19 protein-coding genes are annotated in these 18,896 nt (G+C 67.9%); 13 read left to right on the top strand and 6 right to left on the bottom strand.

Features of this window, described 5'->3' with window-relative positions; translation table 11 throughout:
- Nucleotides 1–20 precede the first annotated feature (20 nt).
- From Q3866_RS01500 to Q3866_RS01475, 6 genes are all read left to right on the top strand, one after another.
- Entirely contained in the window at nucleotides 21–599 is a 579-nt protein-coding gene (locus tag Q3866_RS01500) for a xanthine phosphoribosyltransferase (RefSeq protein ID WP_301829060.1), read from the top strand.
- A 45-nt stretch (nucleotides 600–644) separates the two neighbouring features.
- Nucleotides 645–1,334: a M48 family metallopeptidase gene (locus Q3866_RS01495; protein WP_301829059.1), complete on the top strand. Its 690-nt coding sequence runs from the start codon at nucleotides 645–647 to the stop codon at nucleotides 1,332–1,334.
- Between the two features lie 233 nt (nucleotides 1,335–1,567).
- The gene (locus Q3866_RS01490) at nucleotides 1,568–2,041 is read left to right on the top strand and encodes a dCMP deaminase family protein (protein WP_293673968.1); all 474 of its coding nucleotides are present in this window, start codon (nucleotides 1,568–1,570) and stop codon (nucleotides 2,039–2,041) included.
- 120 nt (nucleotides 2,042–2,161) lie between these two features.
- A complete protein-coding gene (locus Q3866_RS01485) occupies nucleotides 2,162–2,533 on the top strand; it encodes a metalloregulator ArsR/SmtB family transcription factor (RefSeq protein ID WP_293825216.1) in 372 nt (123 codons plus the stop codon).
- A gap of 309 nt (nucleotides 2,534–2,842) precedes the next feature.
- Nucleotides 2,843–3,061 carry a cation transporter gene (locus Q3866_RS01480; protein WP_293673966.1) on the top strand — a complete coding sequence of 73 codons (219 nt, stop codon included), beginning with the start codon at nucleotides 2,843–2,845 and terminating at the stop codon, nucleotides 3,059–3,061.
- 148 nt (nucleotides 3,062–3,209) lie between these two features.
- Nucleotides 3,210–5,189, top strand: coding sequence for a heavy metal translocating P-type ATPase (locus tag Q3866_RS01475; RefSeq protein ID WP_293673965.1), 1,980 nt, complete (start codon nucleotides 3,210–3,212; stop codon nucleotides 5,187–5,189).
- A gap of 785 nt (nucleotides 5,190–5,974) precedes the next feature.
- Here the strand turns inward: Q3866_RS01475 and Q3866_RS01470 are convergent.
- Nucleotides 5,975–6,406, bottom strand: a complete 432-nt coding sequence (locus Q3866_RS01470; protein WP_301829056.1) for a peptidylprolyl isomerase — start codon at nucleotides 6,404–6,406, stop codon at nucleotides 5,975–5,977.
- A gap of 133 nt (nucleotides 6,407–6,539) precedes the next feature.
- On the opposite strand from Q3866_RS01470, the gene Q3866_RS01465 reads away from it, so the two are divergent.
- On the top strand, nucleotides 6,540–6,947 hold the full coding sequence (locus tag Q3866_RS01465) for a hypothetical protein (RefSeq protein WP_293673963.1): 408 nt from the start codon (nucleotides 6,540–6,542) through the stop codon (nucleotides 6,945–6,947).
- A gap of 363 nt (nucleotides 6,948–7,310) precedes the next feature.
- Nucleotides 7,311–8,324: a DUF5692 family protein gene (locus tag Q3866_RS01460; protein ID WP_301829053.1), complete on the top strand. Its 1,014-nt coding sequence runs from the start codon at nucleotides 7,311–7,313 to the stop codon at nucleotides 8,322–8,324.
- Between the two features lie 262 nt (nucleotides 8,325–8,586).
- On the opposite strand, the gene Q3866_RS01455 is transcribed toward Q3866_RS01460, so the two are convergent.
- The 5 genes from Q3866_RS01455 to Q3866_RS01435 are packed head-to-tail and all read right to left on the bottom strand — an operon-like array spanning nucleotide 8,587 to nucleotide 13,913.
- Nucleotides 8,587–9,210 carry an ABC transporter ATP-binding protein gene (locus Q3866_RS01455; protein WP_301829052.1) on the bottom strand — a complete coding sequence of 208 codons (624 nt, stop codon included), beginning with the start codon at nucleotides 9,208–9,210 and terminating at the stop codon, nucleotides 8,587–8,589.
- Nucleotides 9,200–10,249: an ATP-binding cassette domain-containing protein gene (locus Q3866_RS01450; RefSeq protein ID WP_293674284.1), complete on the bottom strand. Its 1,050-nt coding sequence runs from the start codon at nucleotides 10,247–10,249 to the stop codon at nucleotides 9,200–9,202. The genes Q3866_RS01455 and Q3866_RS01450 overlap by 11 nt, the downstream gene beginning before the upstream one ends.
- A gap of 12 nt (nucleotides 10,250–10,261) precedes the next feature.
- The gene (locus Q3866_RS01445; RefSeq protein WP_301829050.1) at nucleotides 10,262–11,131 is read right to left on the bottom strand and encodes an ABC transporter permease; all 870 of its coding nucleotides are present in this window, start codon (nucleotides 11,129–11,131) and stop codon (nucleotides 10,262–10,264) included.
- Nucleotides 11,124–12,269 carry an ABC transporter permease gene (locus tag Q3866_RS01440; protein WP_301829049.1) on the bottom strand — a complete coding sequence of 382 codons (1,146 nt, stop codon included), beginning with the start codon at nucleotides 12,267–12,269 and terminating at the stop codon, nucleotides 11,124–11,126. Before Q3866_RS01440 ends, Q3866_RS01445 begins: the two co-directional genes overlap by 8 nt.
- A 12-nt stretch (nucleotides 12,270–12,281) precedes the next feature.
- Nucleotides 12,282–13,913, bottom strand: a complete 1,632-nt coding sequence (locus Q3866_RS01435; protein ID WP_301829048.1) for an ABC transporter substrate-binding protein — start codon at nucleotides 13,911–13,913, stop codon at nucleotides 12,282–12,284.
- Nucleotides 13,914–14,138: 225 nt separating this feature from the next.
- Here Q3866_RS01435 and Q3866_RS01430 point away from each other — a divergent pair, with 225 nt between their 5' ends.
- The 5 genes from Q3866_RS01430 (at nucleotide 14,139) to Q3866_RS01410 (ending at nucleotide 18,857) form a co-directional block, all read left to right on the top strand.
- On the top strand, nucleotides 14,139–14,876 hold the full coding sequence (locus Q3866_RS01430; protein WP_301829046.1) for a hypothetical protein: 738 nt from the start codon (nucleotides 14,139–14,141) through the stop codon (nucleotides 14,874–14,876).
- On the top strand, nucleotides 14,877–15,665 hold the full coding sequence (gene larB, locus Q3866_RS01425) for a nickel pincer cofactor biosynthesis protein LarB (RefSeq protein WP_301829045.1): 789 nt from the start codon (nucleotides 14,877–14,879) through the stop codon (nucleotides 15,663–15,665).
- Between the two features lie 7 nt (nucleotides 15,666–15,672).
- Nucleotides 15,673–17,136 carry a LarC family nickel insertion protein gene (locus tag Q3866_RS01420; protein WP_301829043.1) on the top strand — a complete coding sequence of 488 codons (1,464 nt, stop codon included), beginning with the start codon at nucleotides 15,673–15,675 and terminating at the stop codon, nucleotides 17,134–17,136.
- 2 nt (nucleotides 17,137–17,138) lie between these two features.
- Nucleotides 17,139–17,696, top strand: a complete 558-nt coding sequence (locus Q3866_RS01415; RefSeq protein WP_301829041.1) for a TetR/AcrR family transcriptional regulator — start codon at nucleotides 17,139–17,141, stop codon at nucleotides 17,694–17,696.
- A gap of 132 nt (nucleotides 17,697–17,828) precedes the next feature.
- Nucleotides 17,829–18,857: a dipeptidase gene (locus tag Q3866_RS01410; protein ID WP_301829039.1), complete on the top strand. Its 1,029-nt coding sequence runs from the start codon at nucleotides 17,829–17,831 to the stop codon at nucleotides 18,855–18,857.
- Nucleotides 18,858–18,896 lie beyond the last annotated feature (39 nt).

Raw genomic sequence — 18,896 nt, 5'->3', positions numbered from 1 at the left:
ACGTCAGGAGGACACGCCGCATGAAGGAGCTCGAGGATCGCATACGCCAGGACGGCATCGTTCGCGAGGGCAACGTCCTGAAGGTGGACAGCTTCCTCAACCACAAGTGCGACGTGTCGCTCTACGACAAGATGGGCACCGAGTGGGCGCGCCTGTTCGCCGGCAAGCAGGTCGACAAGATCCTGACCATCGAGAGCTCGGGCATTGGCATCGCCTGCGTGGCCTCCACCCACTTTGGCAACGTGCCCGTGGTCTTTGCCCGCAAGACCGAGTCCAAGAACCTCGACGGCGAGCAGTACCGCACGCAGATCAAGAGCTACACCAAGGGCCGGACCTACGAGGTCATCGTGGCCAAGCGCTTCCTCGAGCGCGGCGAGCACGTCATCATCCTCGACGACTTCCTGGCCATGGGCTGCGCCCTCAACGGCCTGCTCGAGATTTGCGAGGAGGCCGGCGTCATCGTCGAGGGCATTGGCATCGCCATCGAGAAGGGCTTCCAGCCGGGCGGCAAGGAGCTGCGCGAGCGCGGCTACCAGGTCGAGAGCCTGGCCATCGTCAACTCGATGGACGCCGCCACCGGCGACATCGAGTTCGCCTAGCGAGCTGCGGGCTGCCCCAGGGGCGCACGCCGCGGTAGCCATCTCATGGCCGAGCAGAGCTACATACTCCACGTACGCTGCGGGGACGGTGCCTTGGGCTCCGTCCCCGTTCTCGTGACGCGCAAGCGGGTCAAGAACCTCAATCTGCGCGTGCGCCGCGACAATACGGTGGTGGCGAGCGTGCCCTGGCGCTGCTCGCAGGCCCGCACGCAGGAGTTTCTCGACGCCCACGCGGAGTGGATCGCGAGCGCGCTCTCACGGCGTGCCATCCGCGATGCCGTACGGGACACGGGCGCGGATGATGCCGGGCAGGGCGGCGGCGCCAGCGACGGCAGCATGGACGGCTACGCCCTCTGGGGACGAGAGGTTCGCTGCGAGGACGGGCATACAATCAGCGCCGCCGAGCTCGACCGTCTACGGCACCGGGAGCTCGAGCAAGCGCTGCCGCAGGTGGTGGAGCGCATCGAGCCGCTCGTGGGCGCTCACGCCACAAGCTGGCAGCTGCGGGCCATGAGCAGCAGGTGGGGATCGTGCACGCCGACGCGCGCGTCGATCCGCATCAACGTGAGGCTCGCGGCCTACCCGCCCGCGTGCCTCGAGTACGTGGTTGTCCACGAGCTCGCCCACCTCATCGAGCCCTCGCACAACGCGCGCTTCCACGCCGTGGTGGCCCGCGCCATCCCAGACGAGGCGCAGGTGCGGGCACGTCTGCGCCAGCCGCCGCTGGGGAGGTAGGGCCGGCCCTTCTCGGCCACGCTCCGCGCCGCGACGTCTATCGCCCCGCCCCTCTCGGCCACGCTCACCGCCTATCGCCGTGCCCCCATCGCCTTCGCTGTCGCCCCCGTGCTTCTCTCCCCATCATGCTCCCGTTCACAAGCAATAAGCGGACACTTGAATCCGCAGGTGGGATGCGTCATCGTGGATTGAATGCAATCGCGGCGGCCAAGGCCGCCCGGAGAGGAGCCACCATGCCAGGCAAGCGCACCGACGTCATCAGCTGGGACGAGTTCTTCATGCGCGTGGCCCTTGCGGCGAGCCTGCGCAGCAAGGACCCAAACACGCAGGTGGGAGCCTGCATCGCAGACGCCAACCACCGCATTCTGTCGGTGGGCTACAACGGCACGCCCACCGGCATCAACGACGACGAGTTTCCCTGGAAGACCGTCAACGACCCGCTGTTCGACAAGCACAGCTACGTCATCCACGCCGAGGCCAACGCCATCCTCAACTACCGCGGCTCGCTCAAGGACCTCGACCACGCCACCGTCTACGTGACGCTCTTCCCCTGCCACGAGTGCGCCAAGACCCTCGTGCAGGCGGGCATCGGCGAAGTCGTCTACCTGGGCGACAAGTACGAGGGCACGCAGGACAACCTCATCTCCAAGCGCATCCTCGACACCTGCGGCGTAAGCTACCGCCAGGTGACGCTCAGCGATCTCTAGCGGCCGCGGCGCCTCCGGCACGGCGCCAACGGCCGCACCCGCACGTTCCTGGCGCCCGCATCCGTTCAATCCCCGCACCGCACCAGCCCAGCCCGCCTCGTCCACAGAATCGAGCAACACATGGCAGAGACCCACGAACACACGCACGAGCACGCCTGCGCGGCCACCGAGGGCTGCCACATCCCCGTGGGCGAGGCGCCCGAGAGCATCCCCGAGGAGGAGCTGCTCTACGACCTGGCAGACCTGTTCAAGGTCTTCTCGGACACCACACGCATCAAGATCCTGTTCACCCTCATGGGCCGCGAGCTGTGCGTGGCCGACATCGCCGACGAGACGGGCACCACGCAGAGCGCCGTGTCGCACCAGCTGCGCACCCTCAAGCAGGCCCACCTCGTGAAGTTCGAGCGTGACGGCCGCAACATCGTCTACTCCCTCGCAGACGACCACGTCTACACGATGCTCAACGTGGGCCTCTCGCACATCTGCGAGTAGGGCAAGCGAGGAGGCACGGCCCTGAGCCGCCCCGACCCATCAGGACAACGCGACCCCGGTCCCGGGGCGCCACGACCCGCGCGGGTACGCCTCACGCCGCCCAGTGCGACACCTCGCACCCGTCTCTCCACCGTTCGCGCATTTCTCCCCATCAATCGTTGACACGTCCACGCGCATGGGCATAATCATTTGTAGCAACACATATGAGCGTCCGTTCAGATGTTCACTCAGACGAACGGCTCCACACAGAGGCACGGCCTCGCAGCGCGTCTAACAGCCGGGGACACCCCGTGAGAGAAGGGCACCACCATGAAGAAGTCTTACAAGCTCGACGAGATCGACTGCGCCAACTGCGCCCGCGAGCTGCAGGACGGCCTTGCCAAGCTCGACGGCGTCGAGAAGGTCTCCGTGAACTTCATGACCCAGAAGCTCACCCTCGAGGCCGACGATGACCGCTTCGACGAGGTGCTCCAGCGCGTCGTCGACTACACGGCAGACGTCGAGCCCGACTGCGAGATCCTGCTCTAATCCCCTCGTATCCCTCCCCTGCCGCAGGCCACGTGTCGCGGCAGGGGTTCTTTCCGCACATTATATGAACGGTTGCTCATACGTTCATCAAAAATGCGCCGGCGCGACCGGCGCGGACCAGGGCAACCATCGGCGCCAAGGAGTCACCATGGCACAGGCAAAGGGCACGGCGGCAAAGCCCAAGAAGAAGCGCCGCAAGAAGGAGAGCCAGCAGCACAAGACGAAGCGCGTCCTGCTTGCCCTCGCGATCTTCTTCGTCATCTTCGCCCTCGACGAGACGGGTCTGCTGCGCGCCGCATTTGGCACCCCCGGCAACGTCTACGCCAGCTTTGTCCTCTACCTCGTCCCGTTCGCCATCGCAGGCCACGACGTGCTCGGGAAGGCGTTCAACAACATCCGTCACGGCAAGGTCTTCGACGAGAACTTCCTCATGGCCGTGGCGACCCTTGGCGCCTTCGCGATGGTGCTGTTCCCCAACACCGACCCTCACATGGCCGAGGGCGCGGCCGTCATGCTGTTCTACCAGGTGGGCGAGCTGTTCCAGGCCTACGCCGTGGGCAAGAGCCGCAAGTCCATCGCCGACATGATGGACATCGCCCCCGACTACGCCAACGTTGAGGACGAGAAAGGCGTGCTCGCCCAGGTCTCGCCCGACGACGTGGCCCCCGGCACCGTCATCGTGATCAAGCCCGGCGAGCGCGTGCCCATCGACGGCGTCATCGTCGAGGGCGCCACGCAGCTCGACACAGCGGCGCTCACCGGCGAGTCCGTGCCGCGCCACGCCGAGGTCGGCGCCGACGTCATCTCGGGCTGCATCAACATGACGGGCCTCATCAAGGTGCGCACGACCAAGCCGTTTGGCGAGTCCACCGTGAGCCGCATCCTCGAGCTGGTCGAGAACGCCAGCGAGAAGAAGGCCCGCACCGAGAACTTCATCACGCGCTTCGCCCGCGTCTACACCCCCGCCGTCACTGGCGCGGCCGCGGCACTCGCCCTCATCGGCGGCCTCGTCACCGGCGCCTGGAGCGACTGGATCCTGCGCGGCCTCACGTTCCTTGTCGTGTCGTGCCCCTGCGCCCTCGTCATCTCGGTGCCGCTGTCGTTCTTTGGCGGCATCGGCGGGGCCAGCCGCATCGGCGTGCTCGTGAAGGGCTCCAACTACCTCGAGGCGCTCTCTGAGGTCGACACCGTGGTCTTCGACAAGACCGGCACGCTCACCAACGGCACCTTCGACGTCGTGGCGATCCACCCCGAGGAGGGCATCGACCCCGACTACGTGCTGAGCCACGCTGCCTACGCCGAGGCCTTCAGCGACCACCCCATTGCCATCTCGGTGAAGGCCGCATATAGCGGACAGATAAACCGCGAGCTCATCCGCGACGTTCAGGAAGAGAGCGGCCACGGCGTGTGCGCCCGCATCGTCGACGAGACCAACGCCGGCGAGCGCGTGGTGCTCGTGGGCAACGACAAGCTCATGGACGGACATGGCATCTCCTGGAGCAACTGCGAGCTCACCGGCACCATCCTGCACGTGAGCGTCGACGGGCGCTACGTGGGCCACATCGTCATCGCCGACGTGGTGAAGGACGATGCCCAGGCGGCCATCGAGGCGCTCCACGGCTGCGGTGTGAGCAAGACCGTGATGCTCACGGGCGACCGCGCCGAGGTCGCGGCCGCAGTGGCAGAGCAGCTGGGCATCGACGAGTTCCACGCGCAGCTGCTGCCGGCCGACAAGGTGGCCCGGGTCGAGCAGCTCATCTCTGCCGAGGGCAAGCGCGAGAAGCTCGCCTTTGTGGGCGACGGCATCAACGACGCGCCCGTTCTCACCCGCGCCGACGTGGGCATCGCGATGGGCGCCATGGGCAGCGACGCCGCAATCGAGGCGGCCGACGTCGTACTCATGGACGACAAGCCGTCGAACATCGCCCGCGCCATCCGCGTGGCCCGCAAGACCATGCGCATCGTGTGGCAGAACATCGTGTTTGCGCTGGCAGTGAAGTTGATCATCCTGGTGCTCGCCGCGCTTGGCATCGCCAACATGTGGCTTGCCGTCTTTGGCGACGTGGGCGTGGCGATCATCGCCATCCTCAATGCCATGCGCGCCATGCGCGTCGAGGGCAGCAGGTAGCGGCCGCGCTTCTCAGGCCACAGCTCTTGGCAACATATCCCGGCAGCGCCCAATAGGCGCCGGTGTCCACGGGCATCGGCGCCCCTTTTTGCTGGGCTGGACGACTCCGGGCGGTGCGCAGCTTCGGGCGGCGCGGCTCTAGACAGCGCACAGGTGTGGGTGGGGCGCGGCGTCTCCTCAAGGGGCTGGCCCTTCCGCGCAACCAAACAGGCCATCTACCGAAGGTAAACCGGGACAAATGGCCATTCGACCGAGTTCTGAACGACCTTGGCGGTTATTAGCGGATATGTCTTGATTACAGCCTCGCAAAAACCGCAGGTAAATCAATCGGGACCAAATTCCAGTACTTGGCCGGACGCCATTTTTGGCCAAGTAATCGTTCAGAACTCGATCGAATAACCAAAATTTATCCGACAGCTTCGGTAGATGAGTTGTTCGCCGTTGAACCAGGCGGAAAGACGGACGGCAAATCGACGTTGACGCGCACAGGGCGTCTCGCCCACACAACAAGACGGGCCTCCGCGAGTCGCTGCGGAGGCCCGTCTTGGGTGTTCCCTGCGTGTGGGGGCACGCCGGGAACGAAAGGAAGGAAGGTACTGTTCTGATACCCACGGCGGCGGCGCCAAACCACCAGCCGAGCGCCTTCACGCAGCCGCCACGCCCCCATCACGCCGCCGCCACAAAGCAGACACCGCCGCTTCACAAAAGCCGCCGCCCGCATCCAAACGGACACAGGCGGCGGCTCAAAGACAGCGCAAACGCGTGAAGGCAATGGCGGGCGCGCGCTACTTCTCCTCGACCTCAACGAGCTCGATCTCGAAGTTGAGGGGCTTGCCGGCGAGCTCGTGGTTGGCGTCGACGATGATCTTGGACGGCGTCACCTCGACCACGCGGGCGGGAACGAGCTGACCGTTCGGGCCGTGCAGGCCCACCTGGTCGCCCACGGAGATGCGCTCCACGCCCTGGGTCTGCTCGCGGCGGATGGTGAAGACGAGGTTGTCATCGTGCTCGCCATAGGCCTCCTTGGGGGCCAGGTGCACGGTCTTCTTCTCGCCCACGGCCATGTCGGCCACGGCGTAGTCGAAGCCGGGGATCATCTGGTGGGCGCCACAGGTGAAGTCGAGGGTCTCGCCACGGTCGTAGCTGCTGTCGAACTGCGTGCCGTCGTCAAGGGTGCCTCGGTAGTTGACCTTGACCTTCTTGCCAATGTTGGACATGCGTCCTCGCTCTCAGTCGGGCGGCGCAGGGGCGGCCGCCAAGAAATTCAACCGTGCAAGCATAGCACCCTCGCCGCCTAGCAAAAGCCCAGTTGGGTATAGTTGTGGGGTCATCAACAAGAAAGGGTTTCCCATGTCCTCTTCTCAGAAGGTCGTCAAGATCGTCAGCTTTGTCCTGTTCGCCCTCGGCATCCTCGACCTCGTGGGCGCCGGCTTCATGATCGCAGGCGTTGGCCTCACCAACGGCGATACGCAGGGCACGGCCGCGATGGTCGCCATCATGTTCTTCATCATGGCCGCGTTCAACATCGTGTTTGCCGCGCTGGGCATCCGCGGGGCCAACAACCCGCGCAACATCGGGGGCTTCCGCGTCATGGCCGTGTTCGCCCTGGCCTTTGACGTGCTCAACATCGCGTCGTCCGCGATGACCAACCCCGGCGCCCTCGCCCAGCCCGCGAGCTTCGTCGTCTACCTCTCGCTCGCGGTGACGCTCGTTGGCTTCGTGAAGTCCGGCGACGTCAAGAAGATCGCCGAGAAGTAGGCACTCGGGTGCCGCTGCGCGCACGGTCACGCACGGCCCGGGTCCACGTCCACGCATGGCCACGCACGGCCCGAGCCCGCTCGCGGTCACGTGCCGCCCGCGCCCCACGTCGGCGCTGCGTCCAACCATGTGCCGCCCGCGCCGGCCACGGCACCAGACGCCGAACACCCGGCACTTTACATAACCAAAACGGCAACGAGCGCCTGGCTCGGCCGCTCCATACCATATGATTTACGGGACGTAGCTTGGGGAGAGCGCTGCGTCCCGCTTTTTGTCCGCACGAGCGACGCCGCCTCACGGCCGCGCCCGCCGCACACGTATCGCGCCCGGTCCGCAGCCGGGCGCAGGGAAAGGGAGGTAACGATGCTCTTTGACGTCTATGGCGCCACCGCACCGTTCCAGTGGCTTGGCTGGGCCCTCGTGTTCGTGGGCCTCATCCTCGCCAACGAGATCGCCCGTCGCTCCAAGGTTGGCGGCCTCATCATGTTTGGCGTGCTGCCCCTGGCGATGACCATCTACTGCGTGGCCATCGGCATCGGCGTGGCGCAGGGTGCCGAGTGGGCCCTCAACAACCCCACGCACATCTACCAGAACAGCTGGTTCCACTACGCCAAGGTGTACGCGGCGCTGGCCGGCTGCATCGGCTTCATGATGATCAAGTACAAGTGGGGCAAGCTGGGCCGCGCGCACTGGTTCCGCGCCTGGCCGTTCGTGATCGTGGCCATCAACATCCTCATCGCCGTTGGCTCCGACTTCGAGAGCGCCTACCACTTCTTTGCCCTGGGCGAGACGACCTGGGTCACCTCCGAGGGCGCCACGCAGCTCGCTGGCTGGAACAACGTCTTCAACGGCATCGCCGGCATCATCAACATCTTCTGCATGACCGGCTGGTGGAGCGTCTACGCCTCCAAGGACGAGGCCGACATGCTGTGGCCCGACATGACGTGGGTCTACATCATTGCCTACGACATCTGGAACTTCTGCTACACCTACAACTGCCTGCCGCACCACGCCTGGTACTGCGGCCTGGCCCTGCTGCTTGCGCCCACCGTCGCCAACTTCTTCTGGAACAAGGGCGGCTGGATCCAGAACCGCGCCTACACGCTGGCCATCTGGTGCATGTTCGCGCAGGTCTTCCCCGCCTTCCAGGAAAAGAGCGTCTTCGTGACGCACTCGACGCTCAACCCCACCACGGCCACCGTCGTGTCGGTCATGGCGCTCGTGGCCAACGTCGCGGCGATTGTCTACATCGTCTACCGCGCCAAGAAGCTGGGCGTCAACCCCTACAAGCAGGACGTCTTCAAGGGCACGAGGGATTGGGAGCAGGCCACGGCCCGTCGCGAGCCTGCCGAGAACGATCCCGCGCTGCAGGCCTAGTCCTTGTGCGAGAAGCGCGAGCGGCCCGGTGCGCCTAGCGCAACCGTCTGACATATGCGAGCGCACGCGCCGCGGCGACCGAGCGATCGGCGTCGCGGCGTTTTCGTTGCAGCGTGACAAAGGGGTCAGAGCCCCGCATCGCGCTACGGGGCCTCGTCCCCAGGCCCTGCCACAGAATCCTAGGAAAATGCCGTTAACCGCATTTTGCGGATAGCTATAACGTCACTTTCCTAGGATTCTGCGAAAGAGCTCTGGCCCCCTGTCACGCCAGAGCAATCTGCCTGGTGGCGACGCGGGCGAGAAGTGCGGGCGAATGCGAGACGAGCACCATGCCCCAGCCGTCGCGTTCCTGCAGGTCAAGCAGCACACCCCAAAGCTCCGCCTGGGTCACGGCGTCGAGCATCGCGGTCGACTCGTCGGCGATGAGGTAGCGCGGCCCGCACGACAGCGCCCGTACCATGGCAAAGCGCATGAGCTCGCCGCCGGAGAGCTCATGCGGCAGGCGCGCCAGCCACTCGTCGCGCACGCCAAACGCACGGCGCAGCGCCACCACGTCGACACCCGGCGCAACGCACGCCTCGGCCAGGCTCGCCCCCATGCGCATGCGCGGGTCGAACGCCTCCTCGGGATGCTGCAGCAGCAGCTGCACGGGGCTCGCTCCCTCGCGCAGCGCCCCCACGCGCGCGAGCGGCTCGCCGTCCACCAAGACCCTGCCAGCCGTGGGCACGAGATAGCCCGCAAGCAGCCGACACAGCGTCGTCTTGCCCGCGCCCGATGGCGCCACAAGTGCCACGCGCTCGCCCGGCTCCACCCTCACGCCGGGATAGCGCAGCGTCCGCCTGCCGCACGGATAGCGATACACGATGTCACGCGCCTCAAGCGCCATGGCGCTCACCCTCCCCCAGCTCGTCAGTCACCGCAAAGTCATGGCCCGGCAGCGCGTGCCACAGCGCGCGCGAGAAGGGGTGACGCAGCAGCTCGGGCGCGGCAAAGCTCTCCACGCCCGTCTCCTCCACCACCGTGCCGCCGCGAAAGACCGCCACGCGGTCGGCCACGCGCAGGGCCAGCTCGATGTCGTGCGTAATGAGCAGCACGCCGCCGCCCGCGCTGGCAAACGACCGCAGGTCGTCGAGGGCGTGGACCGCCAGCTCGAGGTCCAGGCCCGGCGTGGGCTCGTCGGCGATGATGAGCCGAGGGTTCTCCATGAGCGCGCACATCAGCAGCACTCGGCGCGCCATGCCGCCTGACAGCTCGTGCGGGTACATCCGCTCGACCTCGGGCGCAAGCCCATAGGCCGAGAAGAGCTCGCGTTGGCGGCTCATGCGACGGCGCGCGTCCTCGCGACGCTGCGCCCGGGTGGCCCCGCACGGCACGCCGCGGACCTGCTGCCCCACGCGCATGAGCGGGTCGAGGCTACCCACGCCCTGGGGCACGAGCGAGACGCCCCGCCCCTGCAGCGCGGCCAGCCTCCCCGCGTCCATGCGCTCGCCGTCGAACCAGATACGGCCTGTCACCTCGGAGTTTCTCTCGTAGCGGCCCACCAGGGCGTCGGCCAGGACGCTCTTGCCCGAGCCGCTCGCGCCCACCACAGCAAGCACCTCGCCCGCATGGACCGAGAGTGACAGCCCGTGCAGCACCTCGGTGCGCACGCGAGGCGCCGCAAAGTAGGGGGCGCTGGCGTCGTAGAGATCAAACGCCACGGTGAGGTCCTCGACCGACAGCAGGTGGTGGCCGCCCGCGTGATGCGAGTGCGCCGCGTGGGTGTGATGGTGGTGGTACTCGCCGTCGGCGTGGTCGCCGCTGCGCCCATGGTTGCAGACGGGCGCGATACGCTCGCCGTCGGCGTGGTCGCACCCGGCGTCACCGTTCTTCTTGGCAGCAGCAGACCCAAGCACCTCAGCATCATCTACCTGCATGTTATTCATCAGCCGCACCACCTACTCCTGTACCGTGCGGGCGCTCGTGAGCGCACGCACGAGCGAGCCCAGGCCCGCAAACGCGAGCACCACGGCAAGCAGCGCCGCGCCCGGCAGCACCGCGAGCCACCAGTAGCCGGCCGAGAGGTACTGCATCGACTCGGACAAGATCACGCCAATCGCAGGCAGCTCGGGCGGCAGGCCAAAGCCCAAAAACGTGATGGACGCCTCGTGCAGGATCGCGTGCGGAAACGCCACCACCGTGCCCACGAGCAGCTGCGGCACCAGGGCCGGCAGCACGTGGCCCCAAGCGATGCGCCAGGCGCTGGCGCCAGACCCGAGCGCCGCCGCAAGCCAGGGCTGCTCGCGCAGTTGCATCACCTCGGCGCGCAGCACGCGCGCGAGGCTCGGCCAGTGCGTGAGCGCCACGCCCACGGCCACGCCCGTGACGCCGCGGCCCAGCGCATAGCTGATGAGAAGCAGCAATATGAGGTGCGGCACGCCCATCACCAGATCGATGAGCCACGAGACGGCCGCATCGGCCGTGCGTCCACCCAGCGCCGCCACGAGGGCCAGGGCGCACGCCACCACGCTCGAGCACGCGGCGGCAACAAGCCCCACCAAGACCGAGGTCGAGAGGCCCGCGAGGGTGCGCGCAAGCATGTCTCGGCCCATCCAGTCGCAGCCAAAGGGGTGCGCCGGGCTGGGCGCGAGGTTGCGCGCAGCAAAGTCGGTCTGGCTGGCAACATCCCACAGGGCTCGGCCCGCCCCCACGACGAGCGCCAGGGCCACCGCAAGGGCGATGATGCCAAGGAGCGCGCGGCGACGATTGCCCGCGCCGCGGACAGCGGGCACGTGGAAGGTCGTGAGGCCTGCGGATTCGCTAGGCATGGCGGCTTGCCCTCCCCTCTCGGATGCGCGGGTCGATGACGCCGTACAGCACGTCTGCCAGCAGGTTTCCACCAAAGACCACCACAGCCGAGACGAGCGCGATGGCCACGAGCAGCGGCGCGTCGCCACCCAGCCCCGCCGTGACGGCCGCCTGGCCCAGCCCCGGGTACGAGAAGACCTGCTCGACCAGAACCGAGCCGCCAAAGACCTCGCTCACCGAGGCGAGCTCGATGGTGAGCGCCGGCAGCACGAGATTGCGCAGACCGTGGCGAAGAAGCACGCTCGCACGGCTCTCGCCGCGGCTCGCCGCGAAGCGCGCGTAGTCGCTGTCCATGACCTCGATGGTCTTCTCGCGCGTGTGCAGAGCAATGCTCGGCATGTTCGAGACGGCCAGCACCAGCGCCGGCAGGATGAGGTGGTACAGGTGCGCGGACAGGCTCACCTGGGAGGCGGCCACGCCAACGGGTGCCGAGAAGCCCAGCGGGAACCACCCGAGCCACACCGAGAACACGACGAGCGCCACGAGCCCCAGCCAAAACGCCGGGGTCGAGGAGAGCAGGTAGCACAGGACGCAGGCCACGCGGTCGAGCGCGCCGCCCTGGCGGGCCCCCGCCGCGACACCCAGCGCGAGACCGCCCGCGCCCGCAAGCGCCCACGCCACGAGCATGAGCGCCGCCGAGCTCGCGAAGCGCTCGCCCACGACCTGCACCACGGGCTCGCCAAAGCGCAGGCTCTCGCCAAAGTCGCCGCGAAGGGCGCCCGCGAGCCAGTGACCGTAGCGCTCCCACAGCGGCGTGCCGTGGCCCCAGTAGCGCGCGAGCTCAGCGCGCTGTTCGGCCGGCATGCGCGCGTAGGAGACCTGCCCCACGTTGGCACGCACCGGGTCGACGGGCGAGGTCGCCACCAGCGCAAAGCTCACCACGCTCGTGGCCGCGAGCAGCAGAGCGAAGCGCAGGGCGCGCGCAAGCAGGCGGGGCATGCGGCTGCAGTGCGGGCCCGCCCCAGCCGGCGGCATGTCCGGCTCGCCAGCCCCCGCGGCAGCCACGGCTCCAGCGCGCACGGTCGCGAGGGCCGTGGCGGACTCGCCAGCAGCCGCGACGTCCGCCTCGCGCACGTCCCCCTCGTCCCTATCGTCCACGCAAGTACCCACCTACTGCCAGCTCCAGCGGTCAACGTTGTTGAGCACGCTCCAACCGTGGCCGTGGGGCTGCAGCTTCTGGCGGGCAACCACGAGGTTGTCGCGGCGCCAGTAGAGGTGACTCACGTTGGCGAACCACACCCAGGTGGCGTCGGCCGAGGGCGCGATGCCACCCGTGCCGTCGAACTCCGAGCTCTGCCACAGCGGGTAGCTGCTCTCCACGTCGTCGGTGGCGAGCGCGGCGTCGAGTGCGGCGTCGACCGTGGGGTTGCTGTAGCAGGAATAGTTCATCGTGCCGTCCGTGTGGCTCAGCTCGTAGACATCGATGGGCGAGTTGGAGCCCCAGCCCCACATGATGGGATCGCTGAACTCGTGGGGGTAGAGGTCGTCCCACGAGCCGCCATGGACGTTGACCTCGATGCCCACCTGGCCCATCTGCGCGGCAAAGGCAGCCGCCATGGCCTGGCGCACCGAGTCGCTCGCGGGATAGTAGAGGTCGAGCGAGCAGCGCAGGCCCCCGCGGGCGTAGACGCCGTCGTCGCCGCGGGTCCAGCCCGCCGCCTCGAGCAGCTCACGGGCGTGGTCGGGGTCGTAGTCGCAGCGCATGTCGGCGCTGGCCCAGGGCATGCCGTCGCCAATGCTGTAAGCCACGCTGCCGTAGCCGCCAAGCACCTCGTCGACGATTCCCTGGCGGTCGCACGCGAGGTTGATGGCGCGGCGCACCTCGACGTTTGCCGTGACGTCGTTGCCGGCCGGGTAGGTGGCCTCGCCGTCCTGGCGCGTGGAGCCGGCAGGTATCACCGGCAGCTGGATGCCGCGCGAGTCAACGGACTCGTAGGCGTCGAGCGCGTAGCCGTCGATGTTCTGGTTCGCGAGCGTGGCCGAGGTGTAAGCCATGTCGACCTGTCCCGCGCGCACGGCCGCAAGGGCCGCGTCCTCGCCCATGAAGACCACCACGACGCGCTCGATCTGCGGGGCGTCGCCATAGTAGGAGGGGTTGGCCTCGAAAATGGCCTGCTGCCCGCGGTCCCACTGAACCAGCTGGTAGCGGCCCGAGCCAATGGGGTTCGCGCCATAGTCGTCGCCGTAGGCGTGCTCGGGCACGATGCCCATCACGGCCAGCGTGTAGAGCAGCGCGTTAAAGGGCTTGGCGAGGGTGAGCACCACGGTCGTGTCGTCGGGCGCGGCAGCCTGCGCCACCATCGAGAGGTCTGCCTGGGCGTTGGGCGAGGACTTAATCGTGTTCACGGTGAAGACGACGTCCGAGGCCGTGAGCGGCTCGCCGTCGCTGAAGGTGACGTCGCCGCGAATCTTGAACGTCCAGGTGAGGTGGTCGTCCGAGCAGGAGTACTCGGTGGCGAGGTCGTTCACGAAGTTCATGTCCTCGTCGGTGGCAATGAGGGTCGACTGGATGAGCGGCTCGTGCACGTGCTCGCCACAGCCCCAGTCGACGCAGGGGTCAAAGCCGGCGGACGGCTCGTTCTCCGAGCTCATGGCAATCGTGACCTGGCGCGTGGGGTCAACACTCGTGGCCGCGGGCGCGCCGGTAGCGCCGGACCCGCCGCAGCCCGCGAGCGCGCTCGCCACGGCCAGCGCGGCCCCCCCGACAAACGTGCGCCTACCCACAAGTCTCTTCTCGTCCATGCTAGCTCCTCCCAAATGAGACGAGGGGACTGCCCCGTCTCACCCATGTCTTCGGCGTCCTTGCCACGACTGTGGCGTTGTGACGCCAATTATGTCCCTTAAAGTAACTTTCAGAACGAATCTGTACTATCGTTCGATAGTATCTGAACAAAGAGAACGAAATGTTCCGTAACTTGCGCTCGCGCAAAGCTGAACGCCAGCTGCGAAACGAGAAGGGCCACCACCATGCAGTTTGACCTCGACAAGAGCGTTCGCTATGGCCTCGCCTACTCGGGAGGCGTCGACTCGTGCTACCTGCTCGCGGAGCTTCTGCGCGAGGGCTACGACGTCAAGGCCTACACCATCCTCGACGACCTGCAGATCACCCGCGACACCGACGACTCGGTGACCATCGCCAAGATGCTCGGCGCCGAGCAGCAGATCATCCCCATCAACATCTGGGAGGGCCACGAGGACCTGCGCGCCAACCCGCATGACCGCTGCTACCACTGCAAGTCGATGGTCTTTGGCACCATCCTCGAGCACATGCGCGCAGACGGCCGAACCGTCCTGCTCGACGGCACAAACGCCAGCGACCGCGAGGACCGCCGCCCGGGCTTTCGCGCCATCCACGAGCTGGGCATCGTGTCGCCCCTGCGCGCGGCCGGCCTCACCAAGGACATGGTGCGTAAGGAGTCTGCCAAGTTGGGCCTGCCCACGGCCAACAAACCCAGCTATGCCTGCTACGGGGCCTACTTCGAGCAAGGCGAGGCCATCACGCCCGAGTCTTTGCGCAAGACCGTCGACAAGTTCATGAGCTCGCACCCCGACGCCGCCGACCGCGTGCGCACCGACGGCAACATCGAGCCGAGCCCCGCAGAGGCCAAGGCCCTGAGGCGCGAGAACGAGCGCGCCCGCGCGGCCCGCGAGCGCAACGCCGCCAAGGCCGCGACCGCCAAGGGCGAGCAGGGCGGCGAGAACTAGATGGACAAGGCAGAGCTCGAAGAGCTGCTGGGGCGTGTCGCCGCAGGCAGCGCCAGCGTGGCCGACGCCCTCGCACGCATCCAGACCGCCCCGGTGGCAGACGTGGGCTACGCGCGCCTCGACCTTGCCCGCGGCGTTCGCCAGGGCGCGGGCGAGGTCGTCTACGGCGAGGGCAAGACGGCCGAGCAGATCGCAGGCATCGTCGACGCCCTCGAGGGGGCGGGCCAGCGCCGCGTGCTCGTGACGCGCCTCTCCCCCGAGAAGTGCGAGCGCGTGCGGGCTCTCTCCGCCCGCGCGGACCTACTCGACTACCACGAGGATTCGCGCCTGGCGATCGTGGGCGGCCTTCCCGAGCCCAGCGGCAATGGAACCGTCGTGGTGGCGTGTGCCGGCACGAGCGACCTGCCCGTCACCGAGGAGGCGGCGCTCACCGCCGAGTTTCTCGGCAACCGCGTCGAGCGCATCTGCGACGTGGGCGTGGCGGGGCTGCACCGCCTGCTCGCCTACACCGAGCAGCTCGCCCGCGCGCAGGTCATCATCGCCGTCGCCGGCATGGAGGGGGCGCTTGCGAGCGTCATCGGCGGCCTCGTGAGCTGCCCGGTCATCGCCGTGCCCACCAGCGTTGGCTACGGCGCGAGCCTGGGCGGCGTCGCGGCGCTGCTGTCGATGCTCAACTCCTGTGCGAGCGGCGTGAGCGTCGTCAACATCGACAACGGCTTTGGCGCCGGCTACCAGGCAAGCCTCATCAACCACCTCCCGGGCGCGGCCGCGCCCGGCAACAACCGTTAGGAGCATCATGGGAAGGACCCTATACCTCGACTGCAGCTCCGGCATCAGCGGCGACATGACGGTCGCCGCGCTTCTCGACCTGGGGGCCAGCGAGGAGCACCTGCGCCAGCAGCTCGCAACGCTACCGGTAAGCGGCTTTGACGTCGTCGTGACGCGCGTGAGCAAGAGCGGCCTTGCCGCCTGCGACTTTGACGTGCGCCTCGCCCACGGCCTTGAGAACCACGACCACGACATGGCCTGGCTCTACGGGCACGAGGGCGCTCACGAGCACGCGCACGATCACGGGGACGAACACGATGCAGAGCACGAGCACGCGCATGAGCACGATGCCGAGCACACGCACCACCACGAGCACGCGTGCACCGTCGAGCTCGGCCACGACCACCTGGCCGAGCACGACCACGGCCACCATCACCACCACGGCCACGCGCACGCGCACCGCTCGATGGCCGACGTCCGCGCTATCATCGAGGGCTCCCAACTCACCGCGCGCGCCCAGGCGCTCGCCCTCTCGATCTTTGGCAAGCTTGCCGAAGCCGAAGCCGCCGCGCACGGCGCCACACCCGACACTGTGATGTTTCACGAGGTGGGGGCCATCGACTCCATCGTCGACATCTGCTCGGTCGCCATCTGCCTCGACGACCTCGACGTCACCGACGTCATCGTGACGAGCCTCTCCGAGGGCCACGGCACCATCCGCTGCGCCCACGGCGTCATGCCCATCCCCGTGCCCGCCGTCGCCAACCTGTGCGCCGCCGCGCGCATCGCGCTTGTCCCCGCAGACGTCGCCGGCGAGCTCGTGACCCCCACGGGCGCCGCCGTCGTGGCCGCGCTGCGCACGGGCAGCCGTCTGCCCCACTCCTACGCCATCGAGCGCGTGGGCTACGGCGCGGGCAAGCGCCCCTACGAGGGCTGCTCGGGCGTGCTGCGCGCAATGCTGCTCGCCGACTCCGGGAGCGCCGACGCCGGTGACGGCGACCGCGGCGTCGTCACCAAGCTCGAGTGCGACCTCGACGACTGCACGGGCGAGGCCCTCGGCCACGTCATCGAGCTGCTCATGGCAGCCGGCGCCCGCGAGGCCCACGCCATCCCGCTCGTCATGAAGAAGGGGCGCCCGGGCCACCAGCTCGAGGTCATCTGCAACGACGAGCTCGCGCCCGCCCTCGAGCGCATTATCTTCGAGAACACCACCACCATCGGCATTCGCTCACACGAGGAGCGCCGCCACGCGCTGCCGCGCACGCCCAGCACGGTCGAGACGCCCTTTGGCCGCGTCGAGACCAAGCGCGTCATGATGCCCGACGGCAGCGTGCGCGCCTACCCCGAGTACGCGAGCGTCGTCGCCGCCAGCGAGCGCACGGGCGCGTCGTTCCAGGACGTCTTCGCCGCCACGCAGGCCGCGGGGCTCTTTGCCAAGGCAGGCGGGGCCAGACCCGACTCGCCCACGCCCGGCGACGGCAGGCGGGGCTAGCCGTGGACAAGAGGAGGCGGCGCAGCCGCGAGGCCATCCAGCAGGCGTTCGTTGAGCTGCTCGACGAGCAGGGCTACTCGCGCACCACGGTGCAGGACATCATCAGCCGCGCGGGCGTGGGGCGCGCCACGTTCTACGCGCAGTTCCACAGCAAGGATGACCTACTCGAGGCCCAGGTCTGCGACGTGTGCTGCCAAGCGTTCGAGCCAAGCGGCGAGGTGGGCGCCAGCCCGCTCGCCCAGACCGAGCACGTCCTCGCGGGCCTGCACAGAAGCGAGAGCGGCCTGCGTGAGCTCGTCTCGGGCAACGGCTCGGAGCGCTTCGCCGACTGCCTGCGCCACGCCATCGTGCGGCGCGCCAGCGAGCGCATCCCGGCGTGCCCGGCGGGCCCCGCGGCCTCGATGAACCGCTCGATCCTCGAGCACCACATCGCCGCGAGCTTTGTGGGGCTCGTGCGCTGGTGGGCCTGGCACGACTTTGCGATGAGCGCGCACGACGTGGCGCTCAACTACCTGCGCGCGATTCTGCCGCTGTTTGGAGAAGAGCCGCCAACGGAGTAAAACGGATGCGTGCGCGTCCCATTTGGGCGCGCACGCATTTTGCTATCCCGCGCACGCCGCGCAGACACCACGCACGCACCACGCGCACGCCGCGAGCCCGCGCCCCAAGCACCCGCAACCCGAGGAGCACTGATGACCTACCCCGTCTTTGACATGCACTGCGACACGGCAGACCGCCTGGCCTGGCAGTTTCTCAGCGACGACCTCAAGCAGGCCTGCGGCATGGACTTCTACGGCCCCGGCGACGCAGACGACCCGCAGGGCTGCCGCTCGCTCGCCCAGAGCCACTGCCACATCTCGCTCGAGAAGATCGGCGCCACGCCGTGGGCCCAGTGCTTTGCCTGCTACGTCCCCGACGCCCTGACGCCCGCACAGGCGACCGCGTTCTACGACGCGGTGAACGCCCACCTCGACGCCGAGGTCGCCACGAACGCCGCGGTCGTTTTGCCCGTCACGTCTGCCGCGCAGGTTCGCGAGGTGCTCGAGGGCGCCGGCGAGCCGCACGTGGCCGCCGTCCGCACCATCGAGAACGCCCGTATGTTCGCCGCAGACCTCGGGCTCGTCGAGCGCTACGCCGCTCGCGGCGTGCTCATGGCATCGCTCAGCTGGAACGCCGCAGGCCCGCTCGCGAGCGGCCACGATACCCACGAGCACCTCTCCGAACTGGGCCGCGACGCCCTCGCCGAGATGGAGCGCAACCGCATCGTGCTCGACGTGAGCCACCTCAACGACGAATGCTTCGCAGACGTCGCGGCCGCGAGCAGCCGCCCGATCGTGGCGAGCCACTCCAACTCCCGTGCCGTGTGCCCGCACAAGCGCAACCTCACCGACGAACAGTTTGCCCGCATCCGCGACTGCGGCGGCGTCGTGGGCCTCAACTACTGCGACAAGTTCCTCTCGACCGAGGTGCTCGAGGGGCACGCCACCAACGTGTCGTTCGACGAGATAGCGGCCCACGTCGAGCATTGGCTTGACCTGGGTGGCGAGAACGTCGTGGCGCTGGGCGGCGACCTCGACGGCGCCTCCGTGCCCAGCCTGCTCGACGGCACCGACAAGATGGGGGCCTTCCAGCAGCTCCTCGAGCAGCGCTTTGGTGCCACCATCACGGCCAAGCTCTGCTACGGAAACGCCCTCGCCTTCTTCGAGCGCGCCTCGCACTAGCCGTCTGGCCCGTCTTAGCCAAAAACGCCGGGAGCCCGC

It is taken from the genome of uncultured Parolsenella sp., assembly GCF_958346945.1.
GTDB lineage: Bacteria > Actinomycetota > Coriobacteriia > Coriobacteriales > Atopobiaceae > Parolsenella.
The sequence above is the reverse complement of the archived record's forward strand: the minus strand, read 5'-3'. Positions and strand labels throughout refer to the sequence as shown.

What these genes read in the sequence shown, in the direction of transcription:
- Q3866_RS01500 (WP_301829060.1), top strand. Translation starts at nt 21, where the DNA reads ATGAAGGAGCTCGAGGATCGCATACGCCAGGACGGCATCGTTCGCGAG.
- Q3866_RS01460 (WP_301829053.1), top strand. Translation starts at nt 7,311, where the DNA reads ATGCTCTTTGACGTCTATGGCGCCACCGCACCGTTCCAGTGGCTTGGC.
- Q3866_RS01495 (WP_301829059.1), top strand. Translation starts at nt 645, where the DNA reads ATGGCCGAGCAGAGCTACATACTCCACGTACGCTGCGGGGACGGTGCC.
- larB (WP_301829045.1), top strand. Translation starts at nt 14,877, where the DNA reads ATGGACAAGGCAGAGCTCGAAGAGCTGCTGGGGCGTGTCGCCGCAGGC.
- Q3866_RS01470 (WP_301829056.1), bottom strand. Translation starts at nt 6,406, where the DNA reads ATGTCCAACATTGGCAAGAAGGTCAAGGTCAACTACCGAGGCACCCTT.
- Q3866_RS01410 (WP_301829039.1), top strand. Translation starts at nt 17,829, where the DNA reads ATGACCTACCCCGTCTTTGACATGCACTGCGACACGGCAGACCGCCTG.
- Q3866_RS01420 (WP_301829043.1), top strand. Translation starts at nt 15,673, where the DNA reads ATGGGAAGGACCCTATACCTCGACTGCAGCTCCGGCATCAGCGGCGAC.
- Q3866_RS01480 (WP_293673966.1), top strand. Translation starts at nt 2,843, where the DNA reads ATGAAGAAGTCTTACAAGCTCGACGAGATCGACTGCGCCAACTGCGCC.
- Q3866_RS01465 (WP_293673963.1), top strand. Translation starts at nt 6,540, where the DNA reads ATGTCCTCTTCTCAGAAGGTCGTCAAGATCGTCAGCTTTGTCCTGTTC.
- Q3866_RS01445 (WP_301829050.1), bottom strand. Translation starts at nt 11,131, where the DNA reads ATGCCTAGCGAATCCGCAGGCCTCACGACCTTCCACGTGCCCGCTGTC.
- Q3866_RS01475 (WP_293673965.1), top strand. Translation starts at nt 3,210, where the DNA reads ATGGCACAGGCAAAGGGCACGGCGGCAAAGCCCAAGAAGAAGCGCCGC.
- Q3866_RS01455 (WP_301829052.1), bottom strand. Translation starts at nt 9,210, where the DNA reads ATGGCGCTTGAGGCGCGTGACATCGTGTATCGCTATCCGTGCGGCAGG.
- Q3866_RS01450 (WP_293674284.1), bottom strand. Translation starts at nt 10,249, where the DNA reads ATGAATAACATGCAGGTAGATGATGCTGAGGTGCTTGGGTCTGCTGCT.
- Q3866_RS01490 (WP_293673968.1), top strand. Translation starts at nt 1,568, where the DNA reads ATGCCAGGCAAGCGCACCGACGTCATCAGCTGGGACGAGTTCTTCATG.
- Q3866_RS01430 (WP_301829046.1), top strand. Translation starts at nt 14,139, where the DNA reads ATGCAGTTTGACCTCGACAAGAGCGTTCGCTATGGCCTCGCCTACTCG.
- Q3866_RS01435 (WP_301829048.1), bottom strand. Translation starts at nt 13,913, where the DNA reads ATGGACGAGAAGAGACTTGTGGGTAGGCGCACGTTTGTCGGGGGGGCC.
- Q3866_RS01485 (WP_293825216.1), top strand. Translation starts at nt 2,162, where the DNA reads ATGGCAGAGACCCACGAACACACGCACGAGCACGCCTGCGCGGCCACC.